Source organism: Serratia proteamaculans (assembly GCF_013337185.1).
Taxonomy (GTDB): Bacteria; Pseudomonadota; Gammaproteobacteria; order Enterobacterales; family Enterobacteriaceae; genus Serratia; species Serratia proteamaculans_D.
The window spans coordinates 66986-84501 of the sequence record NZ_SWDE01000007.1; the positions used below are offsets into that span (position 1 = coordinate 66986).

The window sequence follows — 17516 nt, forward strand, 5'->3', positions numbered from 1 at the left end:
TTATGAAAAGAACGAATGGCTCACAGGTTAAAAAACTCTTACTTCTGGGCGTAGTGGCGGCCCTCTTGAGCGGATGCGATCAGATGGCTTTGACTTCCCCCAAAATGGCCTACGTTGACGTAGCCAAAACATTGAGTGACTCGCCAGTGGGGAAACAGGAGTTTGAGCATAACCAACAGGTCAGGAATGTTTTAATCCAGGCTAATAATGAAGCTCAGGCCAAATATAAAACGATGCCGGAGGCCCAACAGCAGCAGAGTCGTGCTGCCGATAGTTTGGCGCTGAATCAACTATGGCAGGGTGAACAGAACAATGCCCGTGAGCAGAGTATCAAGGCGATCACTGCGGTAATCGAAGATTATCGGGTGAATCACAAATTGGATATGGTGATGGATAAGGCGACCGTTCTTGCTGCAGATAAAAAAGATGACATCACCAATGAGATTATTGTCCTGCTTAAAGACACACAGGTGAAATATGGTGAGTTGCCTAAAGTGACGATAAAAGACTCATCACCCAAAACGAGTACAGATATTGGCGCGCCGGGTAGCAAACTCGATAGCGGGAAATGATTGTTAAGTCATAGACGACGATCATCGGGCTGCGCTGGCGGTGCAGATCCTGCTGAATGCGGTGCAAGGCACTATCTATCAACGCCCGGCCATTGATTTTCCTGCTGCTTGGCTCCATGTTAGATATTCATACGCATTTTAAGGCCTGCCCGCTGCGGCGGGCCCCAACGCTAATCAGGACTGCCCTATGACAAATCCGTTGCTGACCCCGTTTTCCCTGCCACCGTTTTCCGCCATTCGCCCAGAAGATATCGTGCCTGCGGTGCAATCCGCGTTGGCCGATTGCCGCGCTGCGGTAGAGCGCGTTGTCGCGCAGCCGGGGCCGTTTACCTGGGATAACCTGTGTCAGCCGCTGGCGGAGTCTGACGATCGCCTGTCTCGCATCTGGTCGCCGGTGGGGCATTTGAACTCGGTAAAAAACAGCCCGGAGCTGCGGGCTGCCTATGAGCAGGCGCTGCCGTTGCTGTCTGAATACGGTACCTGGGTAGGGCAACACGAAGGCTTGTACCAGGCTTACCGCAGCCTGAAAGAAGGGGCCGGGTTCGAAAAGCTGACCGCGCCACAGCGCAAGTCGGTAGAAAATGCGCTGCGTGATTTTGAGCTGTCAGGCATCGGCCTGTCGCCGGAAAAACAGCGTCGCTACGGCGAAATCGTCGCACGTCTGTCCGAGCTGGGTTCTACCTACAGCAACAACGTGCTCGATGCCACCATGGGCTGGAGCAAGTTGATCACCGATCAAGCCGAGCTGAGCGGCCTGCCGGAAAGCGCGCTGGCCCAGGCTCAGGCGATGGCACAGGCCAAAGAGCAGGACGGCTGGCTACTGACGCTGGATATGCCGAGCTATTTGCCGGTACTGACCTACGGCGACAACCGCGCCCTGCGTGAAGAGATGTATCGCGCCTTCGCTACCCGCGCCTCCGATCAGGGGCCGAATGCCGGTAAGTGGGACAACAGCGACGTGATGGCAGAAACGCTGGCGTTGCGCCACGAATTGGCCCAACTGCTGGGCTTTGACAGCTACGCCGACAAATCGCTGGCGACCAAAATGGCGGAAAACCCGGAGCAGGTGCTCGGTTTCCTCAGCGATCTGGCCAAGCGTGCCCGTCCGCAGGCCGAGCAGGAGCTGGCACAGCTGCGCGCCTTCGCCAAACAGCATTACGGTGTGGATGAGCTGGAAGCCTGGGACATCACCTATTACGGCGAAAAACAAAAGCAACACCTGTTCTCAATCAGCGACGAGCAACTGCGCCCGTACTTCCCGGAACAGCGGGTGGTGGAAGGCTTGTTCGAAGTGGTCAAACGCATTTATGGCATCACCGCCAAAGAGCGCAAGGATGTTGATACCTGGCATCCAGAGGTGCGCTTCTTTGACCTGTTCGACGCCAACGGCGAACTGCGCGGCAGCTTCTACCTTGACCTGTATGCGCGTGAAAACAAGCGCGGCGGGGCATGGATGGACGACTGCGTCGGCAGCCTGCGCAAGGCCAACGGCGAGCTGCAAAAGCCGGTCGCTTACCTGACCTGTAACTTCAACCGTCCGCTGGGCGACAAACCGGCGCTGTTCACCCATAACGAAGTGACCACGCTGTTCCACGAGTTCGGCCACGGTCTGCACCATATGCTGACCCAGATCGACACCGCCGGCGTTTCCGGCATCAGCGGTGTGCCATGGGATGCGGTCGAACTGCCAAGCCAGTTTATGGAAAACTGGTGCTGGGAGCCGGAAGCACTGGCGTTTATCTCCGGCCACTATCAAAGCGGCGAGCCGTTGCCGAAAGAGATGCTCGACAAGCTGCTGGCCGCCAAAAACTACCAGGCGGCGCTGTTTATTCTGCGTCAGTTGGAATTCGGTCTGTTCGACTTCCGCATGCACGCCGAATACAGCCCGGAAAAAGGCGCGCAGATCCTGCCAACCTTGGCGGAAGTGAAGAAAATGGTGGCGGTGGTACCTTCACCAAGCTGGGGCCGTTTCCCACATGCTTTCAGCCATATCTTCGCTGGTGGTTACGCGGCGGGCTACTACAGCTACCTGTGGGCGGAAGTGCTGTCGGCCGATGCCTATTCGCGCTTTGAGGAAGAGGGGATTTTCAACGCTGAAACCGGTAAATCCTTCCTCGACAACATCCTGTCGCGCGGCGGTTCGGAAGAGCCGATGGAACTGTTCAAACGCTTCCGTGGCCGTGAGCCGCAGCTGGATGCTATGCTGCGCCATTACGGCATTAAAGGATAACCCCACCGGTGAGCGTGTGTTTATTGTGTGAAGAAGGCGCCGACCCCGGCGCCTTGTCTATTCTGGCGCAGCGCTGGCAGTTAACTTCGGACGACGAGGCGCTGATGGCGCTGGTGTTGACGCCCGAACGGCTGGAGCTGCGCAAGCGTGACGAACCCAAACTCGGGGCGATCTACGTCGATTTCGTCTCCGGCACTATGGCCCATCGGCGCAAATTTGGCGGCGGGCGCGGTGAAGCGGTGGCGAAGGCAGTCGGCATCAAGGGCAGTTACCGGCCTGACGTGGTGGATGCCACTGCCGGTCTGGGGCGCGATGCCTTTGTACTGGCGTCTCTGGGCTGCCGGGTGCGGATGCTGGAGCGGAATCCGGTGGTGGCGGCATTGCTGGATGACGGCCTGCAGCGCGGCTATCAGGACGCAGAGATCGGCCCATGGTTGCGCGAACGCATGACGCTGTTGCATGCCTCCAGCCTGACGGCGTTGGGTGATATTGATCCCCGGCCGGAGGTGGTGTATCTCGATCCGATGTACCCGCACAAGCAGAAAAGTGCGCTGGTGAAAAAGGAGATGCGGGTGTTCCAGTCGCTGGTGGGCAGCGACGATGACGCCGATGGCCTGCTGGAACCGGCACGCCGCCTGGCAACCAAGCGCGTGGTGGTGAAACGCCCGGATTATGCCCCGCCGTTGGCTAACGTACAGGCACATGCGGCGTCGACAACAAAAAGTCACCGTTTCGATATCTACATGCCCTATCCCCGTTAATTCGGGCGCGGCATGCAGCGCCCCTACAAGCGGCCTTGATACAACGCCAATTATTTAGGGCATAGAGGGTTAAATAGGGAGGTATTCATTGATCCACCTCCCAATTTTATTTTTTACCTTGCAAAGATACTGGCAAGCTTGTGTTCCAGATCGCATGATTCCTTTTCGTTTCCCTTCCTATAATTAAATAAATGAAAAAGACACTCCTTGCTGTTTTGCTTTGCCTGGGTACCTCTGCGATGGCCTCTGAACCTGTCAATATCACCATTCTCGGCACCTCTGATCTGCACGGCACCTTTGTGCCCTGGGATTATTCTACCGACACCGCCAATCTGGCCGGTAGCCTGAGCCAGATCGCCACTCAGGTGCATCAGGTACGCGCCCAACAACCGAACGTGATCCTGGTCGATGCCGGTGACACCATTCAGGGCAACTTTGTCGAGACCTTTAAGAACGACAAAACCAGCCCGATGATCCTCGGCTTTAACGCGCTGGACTATGACGTCTGGGTGATGGGCAATCACGAATTCGACTTCGGCCTCAAACCGCTTTCCACTTCACTTAACCAGTTCAAGGGCACGGCACTGGCTGGCAACATTCTATGGGACAGCGGTAAACCCTACCTGCCGGCGTATAAAATCATTGAGCGCCAGGGGGTGAAAATCGGCATTATCGGCATGGATACGCCGATGACCGCTGAATTCGCCAAAGGCACCGACCGGGTGAAAGGGCTGAACTTTACCGATCCGGTTCAGGCGGTGAAGCAGGTGATCCAGCAGATCCAGGGACAGGTGGACGCCATCGTGCTGGTGGCACACATGGGGATCGACAACGAGAACCAGCGGCCGGGCACCGGCGTGGGCGATATTGCCCGGGCTAACCCGGAGCTGGCGGCGATCGTCGCCGGACATATGCACGTAAAAGTCGATAAAGAAGTGATTAACGGTGTGATCGTCACCGAACCGGACAAATATGGTCGCGCGTTGTCACGCATCGATCTGCAGTTTGAGCAGCACAACGGCAAGTACGTGCTGATCAACAAAGACAGTTACACCTACCCGATCAAAGGCATCGCCTCGGATAAAAAACTCGAAGAGATTTATCAGCCGTACCACAAGATCCTGCGGGCCAATGCCAATCGGCCGATTGCCCAGCTCAGCGGCCAGGATCTGGTGCCGCCGGATGCGGTGAAGGGCATTCCGCAGGTGCATGTTCAGGATACCGGCATCAGCAAGCTGTATCAGGAAACCGGGCATTACTATGCGCCGCAGGCGCAGGTGATCGCGTTGCAGATTGATAACGACCGGCCGAAGCTGAACGTCGGTACCATCACCGCCAAGGACATTGCCTTCAACTACCAATATGCCGGTGGTGAAATCACCGTTTATCAGCTCAGCGGCAAAGAACTGAAGAAGTACATGGAATGGTCGGCAGGCTATTTCAATCAGCTGCATGATGGCGACGTGACCTACAGCTTTAACCCGCAGCGCCGCGCATCGAAATACTCGACCAATGACTTCTTCGATGGCGTGACCTACAAAATCGACCTGCGCCAGCCGGCCGGGCAGCGCATCCTGGACCTGCGGATGGCCGACGGCACGCCGGTGACCGACAGCACGCCAATCCGTCTGGGGATGAACAGCTACCGTATGGGGCACTTGACGCAAAAAGGCGGCGCGCTGGAAGGCATGCAGTTCCCGGTGCTGTCTGACAGCAAGGTGGAATACGGTGAAGAGGCCGGTACCATCCGCAATCTGACCATCCGTTATCTGACCGAGGTGAAAAAAGGCCAGTATCAGGGGCAGGCGGTGCAGCGCTGGCAGTTGGTCGGGCTGGAAGGTTATGATCGTGAGCGCAAGATCGTCGAAAAGCTGCTTAACGACGGCAAAATCAGCGTACCCACTAGTGAAGATGGGCGTTACGGCAACGTGGCGTCATTCAACGTGAAAGGCTTGCTGTTCAGCGAGCCGAAGGCACGTCAGCAGCAACAGGCCGCGCTACAGGCGCAGTTGAGTGCCGCCAGCGATCCGCTGGTGAAAAAGCGTTTGAGCGATCAGTTGGTGATTATCGAGGCGATTAACAAGGCTTGATAATGATTACGGGCTCGGCATGTGTGTAGGGGCTCAGCATGCTGAGCCCTGTTACCTTAATGCCCCTGCAGTAAACGCTTGCCGACATCACCGCCCGGGTGAACCGCCAGCAGCGTTTCCTTGTTGTAGCCACTGCGCTCCATCAGGCAGGCACAGGCCGCGTCGAAAATCGCCAACACCAGCACGATAGAGGTAGTTGCCAGCATATTCAGCGGATCTATCTCATTTTCCACCCCAGTGCGGATCACAAGCTGTGATGCCTGAGCGATCGCCGAGTCCGGATTCTCCGTCACGCCAATCAGCGGCACGCCCTTGGCCTGCAACGTCGGCAGCAGTCGGGTCAACTCGTCGGAATTGCCGCCGCGCGAAATCAAAATCATCAGATCATCGCCGCGCAGAAAACCCAGGTCGCCGTGCGCCGCGTCGGTGGCATTCAGGTAAATAGCCGGTCGCTCCACGCAGGCCAGCATATGGGCAACCTTGCGTGCGGCGATGCCGGAGGTGCCAACGCCGGTGACCACAATTTTACCCCGGCACTCCGCCAGCAGGGTCAGCAGCCGTTGCCAGGTCTGTGGGTCGATGCGTTGCCCCAATTGGGCCAACTCCCGGCTGTAGATTTCCCAGGCCTGCGTTGCCCGTTGCCATTCCTGCTGCATCAGGCGTCCTCCTGCATCAGTTGGCGGTATTTCATATGGTCGTTATACAGCTCATGGAACACGCGGTATTTACGATCGTAATAGCGTTTGATCTTGTTGGTCTGCGGCGTCACGGTTTTACCGATACGGCTCATGGCACTCATCGCTTCCGGCAGGCTGTCGAACACCCCGGCCGCCACGGTGCCCATCATCGCGCCGCCCAACAGCATCGCCTCGCTCTCTTCCGGCAGCAGCATGGCACAGCCGGTGGCATTGGCATGTTCCTGCACGAAAATCGGGTTCTTGGTACCACCGCCGCTGGCCATGATGGTATCGATGCTGTAACCGCTTTGGTTCATGGTTTCGATAATATGGCGGGTACCGAGCGCGATGGCCTGGATGGTCGCCAGATAGTGCAACGCCATGTCTTCCGGGGTGCGTGACAGCTTCAGCCCGGTCAGGGTACCGGTCAGCGTCGGATTGGCGCGCGGCGAGCGGTTGCCGTGGAAATACGGCAGCATATGAATGTCTTTGGTCAGGTAGGCAATATCCTCCGGCTCGCCCGCCATACGGCGCAGCAGGGCATTCAGCACCTCATAGATGGTCTGCCCCTGGGTTTTAGCCTGCGCCAGCAGCTCCTGATAACAAGGATGTGACTGGATGATGTGGTCAATCAGCGCGCCGGTGGCGGACTGGCCGCCTTCGTTCAGCCAGTATTCCGGCAGAATGGCCGAGTAATACGGCCCCCACACGCCGGGGATAAAGCGTGCGGTGCGCGACATCGCCATATGACCGGTCGAGGTGCCGCCGATCAGTGCGACGCGGCGGTTAAAGTCGGCCACTTCACCGGAAGCCCCGGTAGCCCCCAGCGTGCCGAGAGTACCGGCGTGGGCATCAATGATCGACACGCTGACCGCGGTGCCGGCAATCAACCCCATCTCACTGGCGGCGCGCTGGGTCAGGCCGTGACCGAGCGGTTCACCCATCATTTTGACGTCGCTGCCAATCTTGGCGGCATCGTGTTCCAATACGTCTTCCAGCCCAATCTGTTTGAAATAGCTTTTGTCCCAGCGCTGTTCATGGCCGAGATAAGTCCATTTGCACACCGTCGAACACAGCGAACGGGTGGCGTCCTGAGTGGCGCGCCAGGTGAGGAAGTCCGGCAGATCAAACAGGTAACCGGCGTTGGCCCAGGTGGTCGGCATATGCTGCTTCAGCCACAGCATTTTGGGGGTCTGCATTTCCGGTGAGATGATGCCACCGACGAAATCCAGCACCCGGTGTTTGGTGGCGTTAATGCGCTCGGCCTGGGTGATGGCCCGGTGATCCATCCACACGATAATGTTCTGTTCGGTACGGCCGGAAGGGCTGATGGTCAGCGGCTTCCCCTCTTTGTCCAGCACCACCAGCGAACAGGTAGCGTCGAAGCCCAGCCCTTTGACCTGAATCGGGTTGATGTCGGCCTGATTGACCGCATCGCGCACCGCGTTGCACACCGCCTGCCAGATATTGTCCGAGGACTGTTCAACAAAGTCGGCCTTCGGCCGATACAGGTCGATAGACCGGCTGGCCTGCCCGACCATATGGCCGTTGAGATCGAATACCCCAGCGCGCGCACTTCCGGTGCCGACATCTACGCCAATAAAATAGCTCGCCATTATTTTTCTCCTAGGCTTTTCGATTCTGTAACGCGATAAACAAGATCAACACCGCGCCCCACAGGGCCATGGTCAGATAGCTGCTGACGCCCAGCAGGTTGAGGCCGCTTTCCAGCATTTGCAGCACAATCAGTGCCAGCACCAGGCCAAGCACCCGGCCAAACCCGCCGTCCGGGTTAATCCCACCCAGCACCGAGGCCAGAATGGTCACCAGCAAATAGGATTCGCCGTAACCGGCCTTGGCCGAGTTGAACTTGGCCATCATCAGCAACGCCGCACCCCAGCCGAGCAGGGCGGACAGCACATACACCGCGATTTGCACCCGGGCGGTATTCACCCCACTGAAACGGGTGGCCTGCTCGTTGGAGCCGATTAAATACAGGCTGCGCCCCAGCGTAGTGTGCTCCAGCAACAGCCACAGGCCCACGGCGACCAGCAGGAACAGCAGCAGTGCCACTGGAATACCGAGCAGGTTGCCGTTGCCGAGATACTGAATCGCTGCCGGGAAACCTGAGATCACCGCGCCGTTGGACAACAGAATGTTCAGGCCGGTGATCAGCGTCATGGTGCCGAGCGAGGCGAGAATGGGCGAAACACCGACCCAGGCGACCAGCACGCCGTTAAGCGCGCCAATGGCGACGGCGACCAGCAACCCGGCCAGTAGCGCCAGCACCAGAAACAGCGGTTGATCCGGGTGGCTGACGATAATGGCCGCCATCACCAGCGAGCAGGCGTTGGCACCGGCGATAATCGACAGGTTGATGCCGCCGGTGAGCATGGTAATGCCCATGCCGAGCGCCAGCATGCCGAGGATCGGTAACTGTGAGGCGATCGACTGGAAATTGCCCAGGCTGAAGAAGCGCGATCCAAGCAGCCCGGCGAACAGCAGCGCCACGACGATAATGATCGCGCTTTGCAGACGGATGATCCGATCGTTTGGGATCAGGCGGGTTAACTGGGTCATGTCATAGCTCCTTGGCCAGCTTGCGTTTTTCATTCCAGGCGGTGCTGCTGATGCTGATCAAAATGATCGCGCCGCTGAACACCTGGTGCCAATAGGCCGATACGCTAAGCAGCGTCAGACCGTTCTGCAGGAAGGCCAGCAGCACCACGCCCAGCAGCGTCCCGGTCAGCGAGCCGCGCCCGCCGGTCATGCTGGTGCCACCCAGTACCACCGCCGCCAGCACCGTCAGTTCGAAGCCGAGCAGGGAGTTGGGCGCCACCGACTGGGTGATCTGCGCCTGCACCACGGCGGCTATGCCCGCCAGAATGCCCATGTAACCGTAAACGTAGAAGTGCAGTCGCAGCAGGTTCAATCCCAGGCGCGACGCTGCATCGCGGTTGCCGCCCATGGCGAAAATCTGGCGGCCAAGACGGGTGAAGTTCATCAGCACGCCGGTGACGATAATCACCGCCAGCAGGCACAAAAGCGGCAGCGTCAGGCCGTAGTCATAGCCGTCGGCACCCTGGAACGAGAACCAGCTGATGCCGTCCATAAACCAGTCGGGGAAACCGTACAGCCAGGTGCCGTTGGTGGCGTACACCAGCAGGCCGTAGAACAGGTTCAGCGTGGCGATGGTGATGATGATGGCCGGTACTTTCAGCCAGTAGACCAGAAAACCGTTCACCAGCCCGAGCAGCAGGCCGACGCCTATCGCCAGAGCGAACGCCAGCGGGAAACCGCCGCCGTGCTGGATCACCCAACTGGCCATCACGTACTGGGCGATAGCGGTGATCGCCGGGAACGAAATGTCGATGCCACCGGCAATCAGCACCACGAACAGGCCGCAGGCGAGAATGCCGAGAATGGCATAGCTGGTGGCCACGTCGGTCAGGTTGCCCAGCGTCAGAAACTCGCTGGTGCTAACGCTCAGGCCGATGGCCAGCAGCAACACCAGCAGGCCAAGGTAAAATTCGTGCCGCCCGGCCAGGCGGGCCAGTAATGACTTATCCATTCACCACCTCGGCGATCTGTTGTTCGGTACTCTGGTGCGGTGAAAATTCGGCGATCAGCTCGCCCTTGCGCATCACCAACACCCGATGGCTGTTGTAATAGGCTTCCGGGATCTCGTCGCAGATCATCAACACCGCCATGCCGAGCGCCGCCAGATCTTTGGCGATCTGGTAGATCCCCTCTTTGTTGGCGATATCTACCCCGACGGTCGGCGAGTCGAGGATCAGGATCTTCGGCTGCGTGGCGACCCACTTGGCGATCGCGATGCGCTGGGCGTTGCCACCGGACAGGGTTTTGACCGGGAGCGCGCTGTCGGAAACCTTAATGTTCAGATCGCGGATCAGGCGATTCACCAGTTCGCCGGCTTTGGCATGATCCAACAGCCCGAGCGGGGTATGCAGTTGATCAAACACCGTGACAATGGTGTTGTCGTAGATCGACTGCTCCATGATCAGCCCCTGCGTCAGACGATCCTCCGATACATAGCCGATGCCCTGGCGCACCGCTTCACGGTTGTTATGCAACCGTACCGGCTGGCCGTCGATCCTGATTTCACCGCTGTCCGGACGGGTCATGCCGAACAGGCTGAGGCACAGCTCGGTGCGGCCTGCGCCCAGCAAACCAACGATCGAGACGATCTCGCCGCCGTGCAGCGACAGATTGATATTCTGATATTTCCCGCGTCGGTTGAGATTGCGCACTTCGAGCAGTGGCGCACTCTCGGCGGCTGGCCGTGGGGGTAACTGGCTGTAGTGGAAGCGTTGGCCGGTCATCAGGAACGCCAGCTCATGGCTGTCGAGTTCACTAGCCGGGTAAGTACCGACCAGCTTGCCATCGCGCATCACGCTGATTCGGTCGGCGACTTCCATCACTTCGTCCAGCCGGTGGCTGACAAACACCACGCAGATGCCCGCGGCTTTCAGCTCGTTGACTACCCGCAGCAGGCCGTCGACCTCCTGACGCGTCAGCGAGGCGGTAGGTTCATCCATAATCACCAGCCGCGCTTCGGCAGCGATGGCGCGGCAAATCGCCACCAGTTGGCGATCGGCAATCGACAGCTTTTCAACTTTCTTGTCGGGATCGATATGCACGCCGACGCGCGCCATGGCAGCCAGCGCGGTCTGGCGCATCACCCGTTTGCGTACCCAGAAATGACCGCCGGGCAGGTAGCGGTGAATGGCAATATTTTCCGCCACCGTCAGATTGGGGAATAACGACAGATCCTGATAAATCACCTGAATGCCGTAATAACCCGATAGCTGCGGCGTCAGTGAATGAAAGAGTTTGCCTTCCAGCGAAATATTGGCGCCTTTCTCCGGCTGATAAACGCCGGAAATAATTTTAATGATGGTGCTTTTGCCACAGCCATTTTGTCCGGCCAGGCAGTGCACTTCGCCAATATTCAGCGTCAGGTTGATCTGGTCCAGTGCCAGCACGCCCGGAAACTTTTTACTGATATTTTCCAGGCTGATAAATGCGGTGGATGTGGTCATAGCGGTAACCTGTGCAGGTTCTTATACCCGTCATCTTTCAAGTTGCAGCGTTGTTATCTGCACTTGCTCACCCCAGTTACTTACTAAAGTAAGCGCCTGGGGATGAGCAAGCTGGCCGCCTAGCTGCAATTTGAAAGCTATAGGGTATTGTTATAATAGTGATTGAAACTCGGGGCGCGATAGGCTGCGCACCGACGTTATTTAATTATTTTTCCGGTGTGGCGCAATATTACTGAAGGCTAGAAGCCCAGTGATTTGGCATTATCTTTGGTCACTTCAAGAATTTTATTAAACCGAATCACTTTCTTATCCATATCGACGTCGGCTTTACCCAAACCTTCAATCGACAAGTCTTTGGTCACTTCCTTACCCTGCAGCAGTTGATCGGCCACCGTCACCAGTGCATAACCGGCGTCTTTTGGATCCCACAGCAGCGCTTTCTTGATGTCGCCGCGCATCAGGTAAGGGGCGGCCTGCGCTGGCATGGCGATGCCGACCACGGCAATTTTGTCCTTGGCGCGTTTCTTGGCGACCGCCTGACCGGCACCAATCGGGCCGAGGGAGCCAAAACCGATAATGCCTTTCATCTGTGGGTAAGTTTTCATCAAATCCAGCGTGGTGGCGTAGGATTTATCGATGCTTTCCGCTACCGGCAGACGTGACGTCACTTCGAACATGTCCGGGTATTTGGCTTTCTGGTACTTGATAGCGGAATCCGCCCAGGCGTTATGCAACGGTACGGTCAGCGAGCCGACGTAAATGGCATAGCCGCCTTTGCCGCCCATGTCTTTTGCCAGTTCATCGACGTTGGCCTGCGCATACTTCTCGCTGTCGATGGTTTCAATATCCCACTGGCCAATCTGCTGGTCCGGCGACTCATGGGTCAGCACCACGATGCCTTTCTCACGCGCCTTCTTCAGTACCGGCTCCAGCACCTTGGCGTCGTTCGGCACCACGATGATGGCGTTAACGTTCTTGGCGATCAGATCTTCAATCACTTTGACCTGTGCTGCCGGGTCTGGGGTTGCAGGCCCGGTCTGATAGGCATTAACGTCGAGCTTTTTCGCCGCGTCGTTGACGCCGACTTCCATACGGTTGAACCAGGGAATGCCGGTCACTTTGGCAACCACGGCAATCTCGTACTTTTCAGCAGCCAGAACAGGTGTTGTCGATAACATGCACGCAGAAACCACACATGCATTTAATAATGCGAGGTTAAATTTCATTTCGCTGTACCTTTTTTATCTGTAGGGGTGGTTGTTTTTCCACCTGAGCAGATTACAAAGGAAAGGAAGAGGGGACGTAACCCGAAGTGGCAAACTGTGAGCTGTGCACATTGAGGTAAAATTATGACGGTTTTAATGTTAATTAAATGTTTAATAATTTAGTGGTGGTAATTTTACCACCTAAAAATACCAATAAATTAACAATATAAATTATATTAATTTACATAATTTAAACAATTTGATTGTGGGTACAGAGATCTTTGAGGGTAAAAAATGCCGGCTTAAGCACCGGCATGGAAGCATTTGAACGATGTGTGAACGAGATCACCTTATGCGGCGGTTACAGCACGCCCTGTGCCAGCATGGCGTCGGCAACCTTGACGAATCCGGCGATGTTGGCCCCCTGTACATAGTGAGTTTGCTTGCCCTCACCGCCGTATTCCACGCAGGCTTGATGAATATCCGCCATGATATGTTGTAAACGTACATCCACTTTTTCTGCTCGCCAGCCGATGCGCGCGGCATTCTGCGCCATCTCCAGCCCGGAGGTGGCCACCCCACCGGCGTTGGCGGCTTTGCCCGGCGCGAACAGCACGCCGGCATCCAGGAACGCATCGGTCGCCTGAATGGTGGTCGGCATATTGGCGCCCTCGGCCACGGCTTTGACCCCGTTGCGGATTAGCGTTTGCGCCGCCTCCAGATCCAGCTCGTTTTGGGTGGCGCACGGCAGAGCGATATCTACCGGGACGTTCCAGGGCTGCTGGCCGGCCAGATAGGTCAGGCCGCGTTCACGGGCATAGTCTTCTACCCGGCCATAACGCTGGTTCTTGATCTCAGCCAAATGGGCCAGTTTTTCGGTGGTGAACCCGGCCTCATCGACCAGCGTACCGCCGGAGTCAGAGACGGTGATCACTCGCGCATCCAGTTCCAGCGCCTTCTCAATGGTGTACTGCGCCACGTTGCCGGACCCGGAAACCGCCACCCGCATGCCTTCAAAACCCAACCCGTGACGTTGCAGCATGGCATCGGTGAAGTACACCAGACCATAGCCGGTGGCCTCGGGGCGGATCAGACTGCCGCCGAATGACAGGCCCTTGCCGGTAAACACGCAGGCGGTGTTGTTGGACAGCTTCTTCATCATGCCGCTCATAAAGCCGACCTCACGGCCGCCGACGCCAATATCCCCGGCGGGCACGTCAGTGTCTGGCCCCAGATGGCGGTACAGCTCGGTCATCAGCGACTGGCAGAAACGCATGATCTCCGCCTGGCTTTTGCCTTTCGGATCAAAGTCCGAACCGCCTTTGCCGCCGCCCATTGGCAACGTAGTCAGCGCATTTTTGAAGGTCTGCTCGAAGCCGAGGAATTTAAGAATCGACAAATTGACCGAAGGATGAAAACGCATGCCGCCTTTATAAGGCCCAATCGCGGAGTTGAACTGCACGCGCCAGGCGCGGTTGACCTGCACCTGGCCGCGATCGTCCACCCAACTGACGCGGAATTGGATGGTGCGTTCCGGTTCTACCAGACGTTCCAGCAGGGCGTATTCGCGGTAGCGCGGATTACGTTCGATAAACGGCCACAGCGAGGAGAAAACTTCTCTTACCGCCTGCAAGAATTCAGGTTGATGAGGATTTTGCTGTTGTAGTGAGGACAAAAATGATTCTACCGACTCCATGGATAACTCCTTTTAGCATTGAATTTCCCCCACCATTTTTATAGCTATAGGTTTAGGTAAAGCGTGGGGAATGATGTTGTGTCTTTAGCGACTATATCACCGGAGGGCGGTTGATTATCAAGCGATTAATGAGGGCGGCAGAATGAAAAACGCCCGCAGCAGCGGGCGTTGGGGTATTTAGTTGGTAGGCGCTTACTTAGTCTTCGGCTTTTTCATCTTCGTCACGCAGTGGCACAATCAGCATGTCGATGTGCACGGTGTTGATCAGCTGACGCGCGGAGGACATCAACTTGCTCCAGAAATCCTGATGGTGGCCACACAGAACCAGGTCCATATCGTATTTCTTGATCGCGTCGACCAGCACCTGCGCCAAATCGCCGCTGCCACTCAGGGTTTCGGTAATCGGATAGCCGGCATTTTGTGACAGCTCGGTCAGTGCATGGTGGGTTTCTTCCGAGATACGTTTTTGCATATCGCCGAGATTAACGTCGATCAGGCCGGTATACAGGTCGGAATAGTTAACATCTACGTGGATCAGGGAAACTTTGGCGTTGTACGGACGCGCCATAGATACGGCTTTTTCCACCAGGATTTTACTTTCCGGGGACAGGTCTACCGCGATCAGAATGTGTTTGTAAGCCATGAGAATACTCCTTCCATATAATGCCGATTAAAAGGTTAGCAGGCATTCAGCGTACCAGCCTGGCGCTTTAGGTTTCATTTTATCATTCAGTTAACGCAATGATATGTTGAGGCGATCACACTGCATCGCATCAAAAAATCTCTTTATTTCAACCCGGTCAGTTTTACACCCGCCAGCCGGAAAATCCTATCGCTCGTGGTGCTATTGGCGTGTTGACCGCTTGAAATATAAGCATTCTTAAACAGAGTATAGTCCCAAATGCCCCATCGGGCAGGAGAAAAGGCCCGGTGGGCTATTCAGCACGGTAATCAGTTATAACTATTGAGTAGCTGACAAATCGGTGGGGTGCGGTAAATTTTATCTACTGCTCAGGCCAGTTTGCGTTTCATTAACCTACAATAATGAATATGGGCCTTATCATTACTCCACTGAGTGAAACCCTGCGTTGAGTTTTTGCGTGGCAAGGGTTTGCTTTCAGTGGCGGTGGGTTATGCGCGGCCTGTGCGGTGCCAAGGGGATCGGAGCGGTAGGCTCCAGCAGTAATGGGTATAGAGGTAGGGCAGTTGGACCCGGCGGAGCGCCGTGGATTACAACGCCTTGAGGAGGCAATCATGATCAGTACCGTCGCGCTGTTTTGGGCTCTGTGTGTGGTGTGTGTGTTAAACATGGTGCGGTATTACTCTTCTCTGCGCGCGCTGTTGGTGGTTTTGCGCGGCTGTGACCCGCTGCTGTACCAGTATGTTGACGGAGGTGGCTTTTTTACCGCCCACGGCCAGCCGAGCAAGCAGATACGGCTGGTGCGTTATATCTTCTCGCAGCGCTATATCGAGCATCACGATCCGGAGTTTATCCGCCGCTGTGAACGGGTGCGCGGGCAGTTTATGCTGACTTCCGCCCTGTGCGGGCTGGTGGTTATCAGCCTGCTGGCGTTGATGATCTGGTATTAATCCCGGCCTGTTTGCCCTGCAACAGATAAAGAAAAGGCGGCCACCTGGGCCGCCTTAAACATTTAGCAAACTGCTTAGATTACCTTAAGCGCCAACCAGTACAGCGAACCGGAAAGCAGAATCGAAATTGGCAGGGTCAACAACCAGGCCAACAGGATATTCTTCACGGTTTTGCTTTGTACGCCGCCGCCGTCCACGATCATGGTCCCGGCGACTGCCGAAGAAAGCACGTGGGTGGTGGAAACCGGCATACCGGTATAGCTGGCGACACCAATCGACAAGGCTGCGGTCATCTGAGCCGACACGCCCTGAGCGTAGGTCATGCCCTTCTTACCGATTTTCTCGCCAATGGTGGTGGCAACGCGCTGCCAGCCGACCATGGTACCGAGTGACAACGCCAGAGCAACCGCGACGATAATCCAGATCGGTGCATACTCAACGGTTTGCAGCAGATCCTGACGCAGGTTTTTCAGGAAACGTTGGTCCTGGCTAGAGGTTTCCGGCAGCTTGGCAATCTTGTCTGCGGTATCTGTTACGCACATCAGCAGGCGACGCAGGTGGCTGCGCTGCTCTACCGAGAGTTGATCGTAACTTTGCAGATTGTTCAGCAACCCGGAGGCAAGCTGAATGGCCGGCATGGCGCGGGCACTGTCACAGTGGAACTCGACGGGTTTATCCGGCGATATGTCCTCATCCGGGCTTGGCACCAGCGGAGTGAGAGCGACCACGTGCGACAGGGCATCGCTGTGCTGCTCATAATATTGCTGCAGGTGGGCCACGGCATCACGCGTACGGGTGATGTCATAACCGGTTGCATTCATATTGAGCACGAAGCCGGCCGGCGCAACGCCGATCAGTACCAGCATAATCAAGCCGATACCTTTCTGGCCGTCGTTGGCGCCGTGCGAGAAGCTAACGCCGATAGCCGACAGGATCAGAGCGATACGGGTCCAGAACGGCGGCTTGCGTTTGCCGTCGACCTTTTCACGTTCCGCAGGGGTCATGTGGATACGCTGGCGTTTCTTGGTGCCACTCCAATAGCGGCGCAAGGCAAACACCATCAACCCGGCGACCATCATGCCAACCAGCGGCGAGATGAGCAATGACAGGAAAATACCAATCATTTTCGGGACGTTAAGCGCATCCACCACCGAAGTGTGGGTCATCAGTGCGTTGGTCAAACCCACACCAATAATTGCGCCAATCAGCGTATGAGAACTGGAGGCCGGCAGACCGAAATACCAGGTGCCGAGGTTCCAGATGATAGCCGCCAGCAGCATGGAAAAGACCATGGCTAATCCGTGTGCTGAACTGACGTTCAACAACAGATCTGTTGGCAACAGGTGAACAATGGCGTAAGCAACACTCAAACCACCGAGCATCACGCCAAGAAAGTTGAACAAACCAGCCATCACGACCGCAAGTTGCGAGCGCATGGCACGGGTATAAATTACTGTAGCAACCGCATTGGCCGTATCATGAAAACCGTTAATGGCTTCATAAAACAACACGAACAACAATGCGAGAATTAACATCAGGCCGGTATGGAAATCCAGGCCAGCGAACAAATGCAGCATAAGCGTTACGCCAGTTTGTGGACATGAACGCCGCGCATTATCAGTGACAACCGGG

At 56.5% G+C, this 17516-nt stretch carries 14 protein-coding genes; 5 read left to right on the plus strand and 9 right to left on the minus strand.

Annotated features, from left to right (window positions below):
• Positions 1-2: 2 nt before the first annotated feature.
• The 4 genes from FCL49_RS21435 (at position 3) to FCL49_RS21450 (ending at position 5653) form a co-directional block, all read left to right on the plus strand.
• Complete coding sequence (locus FCL49_RS21435) at positions 3-572, plus strand: OmpH family outer membrane protein (RefSeq protein ID WP_174355063.1); 570 nt, start codon at positions 3-5, stop codon at positions 570-572.
• Positions 573-759: 187 nt separating this feature from the next.
• Positions 760-2802 (plus strand): oligopeptidase A, encoded by a 2043-nt coding sequence (prlC, locus tag FCL49_RS21440; protein ID WP_174355064.1) that lies wholly within the window; start codon positions 760-762, stop codon positions 2800-2802.
• A gap of 8 nt (positions 2803-2810) precedes the next feature.
• Positions 2811-3563 carry a 16S rRNA (guanine(1516)-N(2))-methyltransferase RsmJ gene (gene rsmJ / locus FCL49_RS21445; RefSeq protein WP_174355065.1) on the plus strand — a complete coding sequence of 251 codons (753 nt, stop codon included), beginning with the start codon at positions 2811-2813 and terminating at the stop codon, positions 3561-3563.
• A 191-nt stretch (positions 3564-3754) separates the two neighbouring features.
• Entirely contained in the window at positions 3755-5653 is a 1899-nt protein-coding gene (locus FCL49_RS21450) for a bifunctional metallophosphatase/5'-nucleotidase (protein WP_174355066.1), read from the plus strand.
• 56 nt (positions 5654-5709) lie between these two features.
• Here the strand turns inward: FCL49_RS21450 and FCL49_RS21455 are convergent, their stop codons facing one another.
• From FCL49_RS21455 to uspA, 8 genes are all read right to left on the minus strand, one after another.
• Positions 5710-6309 (minus strand): KpsF/GutQ family sugar-phosphate isomerase, encoded by a 600-nt coding sequence (locus tag FCL49_RS21455; protein ID WP_174355067.1) that lies wholly within the window; start codon positions 6307-6309, stop codon positions 5710-5712.
• Entirely contained in the window at positions 6309-7946 is a 1638-nt protein-coding gene (locus tag FCL49_RS21460) for an FGGY-family carbohydrate kinase (protein ID WP_061808555.1), read from the minus strand. The genes FCL49_RS21455 and FCL49_RS21460 overlap by 1 nt, the downstream gene beginning before the upstream one ends.
• Positions 7947-7956: 10 nt before the next feature.
• Entirely contained in the window at positions 7957-8910 is a 954-nt protein-coding gene (locus FCL49_RS21465) for an ABC transporter permease (protein ID WP_174355068.1), read from the minus strand.
• A gap of 1 nt (position 8911) precedes the next feature.
• Positions 8912-9901, minus strand: coding sequence for an ABC transporter permease (locus FCL49_RS21470; protein ID WP_012147369.1), 990 nt, complete (start codon positions 9899-9901; stop codon positions 8912-8914).
• Positions 9894-11393, minus strand: a complete 1500-nt coding sequence (locus FCL49_RS21475; RefSeq protein WP_174355069.1) for a sugar ABC transporter ATP-binding protein — start codon at positions 11391-11393, stop codon at positions 9894-9896. Before FCL49_RS21475 ends, FCL49_RS21470 begins: the two co-directional genes overlap by 8 nt.
• 239 nt (positions 11394-11632) lie before the next feature.
• Positions 11633-12619: an autoinducer 2 ABC transporter substrate-binding protein gene (locus tag FCL49_RS21480; RefSeq protein ID WP_174355070.1), complete on the minus strand. Its 987-nt coding sequence runs from the start codon at positions 12617-12619 to the stop codon at positions 11633-11635.
• Between the two features lie 340 nt (positions 12620-12959).
• Positions 12960-14294 carry an NADP-specific glutamate dehydrogenase gene (gene gdhA / locus FCL49_RS21485; protein ID WP_153858417.1) on the minus strand — a complete coding sequence of 445 codons (1335 nt, stop codon included), beginning with the start codon at positions 14292-14294 and terminating at the stop codon, positions 12960-12962.
• 196 nt (positions 14295-14490) lie between these two features.
• On the minus strand, positions 14491-14937 hold the full coding sequence (uspA, locus tag FCL49_RS21490) for a universal stress protein UspA (RefSeq protein ID WP_012147365.1): 447 nt from the start codon (positions 14935-14937) through the stop codon (positions 14491-14493).
• 611 nt (positions 14938-15548) lie between these two features.
• On the opposite strand from uspA, the gene uspB reads away from it, so the two are divergent.
• A complete protein-coding gene (gene uspB, locus FCL49_RS21495; protein ID WP_026142575.1) occupies positions 15549-15884 on the plus strand; it encodes a universal stress protein UspB in 336 nt (111 codons plus the stop codon).
• Positions 15885-15958: 74 nt separating this feature from the next.
• Here the strand turns inward: uspB and pitA are convergent, their stop codons facing one another.
• Entirely contained in the window at positions 15959-17461 is a 1503-nt protein-coding gene (pitA, locus tag FCL49_RS21500; protein WP_174355071.1) for an inorganic phosphate transporter PitA, read from the minus strand.
• Positions 17462-17516: the final 55 nt, after the last annotated feature.

What these genes read in the sequence shown, in the direction of transcription:
- FCL49_RS21435 (WP_174355063.1), top strand. Translation starts at nt 3, where the DNA reads ATGAAAAGAACGAATGGCTCACAGGTTAAAAAACTCTTACTTCTGGGC.
- prlC (WP_174355064.1), top strand. Translation starts at nt 760, where the DNA reads ATGACAAATCCGTTGCTGACCCCGTTTTCCCTGCCACCGTTTTCCGCC.
- FCL49_RS21450 (WP_174355066.1), top strand. Translation starts at nt 3,755, where the DNA reads ATGAAAAAGACACTCCTTGCTGTTTTGCTTTGCCTGGGTACCTCTGCG.
- FCL49_RS21455 (WP_174355067.1), bottom strand. Translation starts at nt 6,309, where the DNA reads ATGCAGCAGGAATGGCAACGGGCAACGCAGGCCTGGGAAATCTACAGC.
- FCL49_RS21460 (WP_061808555.1), bottom strand. Translation starts at nt 7,946, where the DNA reads ATGGCGAGCTATTTTATTGGCGTAGATGTCGGCACCGGAAGTGCGCGC.
- FCL49_RS21465 (WP_174355068.1), bottom strand. Translation starts at nt 8,910, where the DNA reads ATGACCCAGTTAACCCGCCTGATCCCAAACGATCGGATCATCCGTCTG.
- FCL49_RS21470 (WP_012147369.1), bottom strand. Translation starts at nt 9,901, where the DNA reads ATGGATAAGTCATTACTGGCCCGCCTGGCCGGGCGGCACGAATTTTAC.
- FCL49_RS21475 (WP_174355069.1), bottom strand. Translation starts at nt 11,393, where the DNA reads ATGACCACATCCACCGCATTTATCAGCCTGGAAAATATCAGTAAAAAG.
- FCL49_RS21480 (WP_174355070.1), bottom strand. Translation starts at nt 12,619, where the DNA reads ATGAAATTTAACCTCGCATTATTAAATGCATGTGTGGTTTCTGCGTGC.
- gdhA (WP_153858417.1), bottom strand. Translation starts at nt 14,294, where the DNA reads ATGGAGTCGGTAGAATCATTTTTGTCCTCACTACAACAGCAAAATCCT.
- uspA (WP_012147365.1), bottom strand. Translation starts at nt 14,937, where the DNA reads ATGGCTTACAAACACATTCTGATCGCGGTAGACCTGTCCCCGGAAAGT.
- uspB (WP_026142575.1), top strand. Translation starts at nt 15,549, where the DNA reads ATGATCAGTACCGTCGCGCTGTTTTGGGCTCTGTGTGTGGTGTGTGTG.
- pitA (WP_174355071.1), bottom strand. Translation starts at nt 17,461, where the DNA reads ATGCTGCATTTGTTCGCTGGCCTGGATTTCCATACCGGCCTGATGTTA.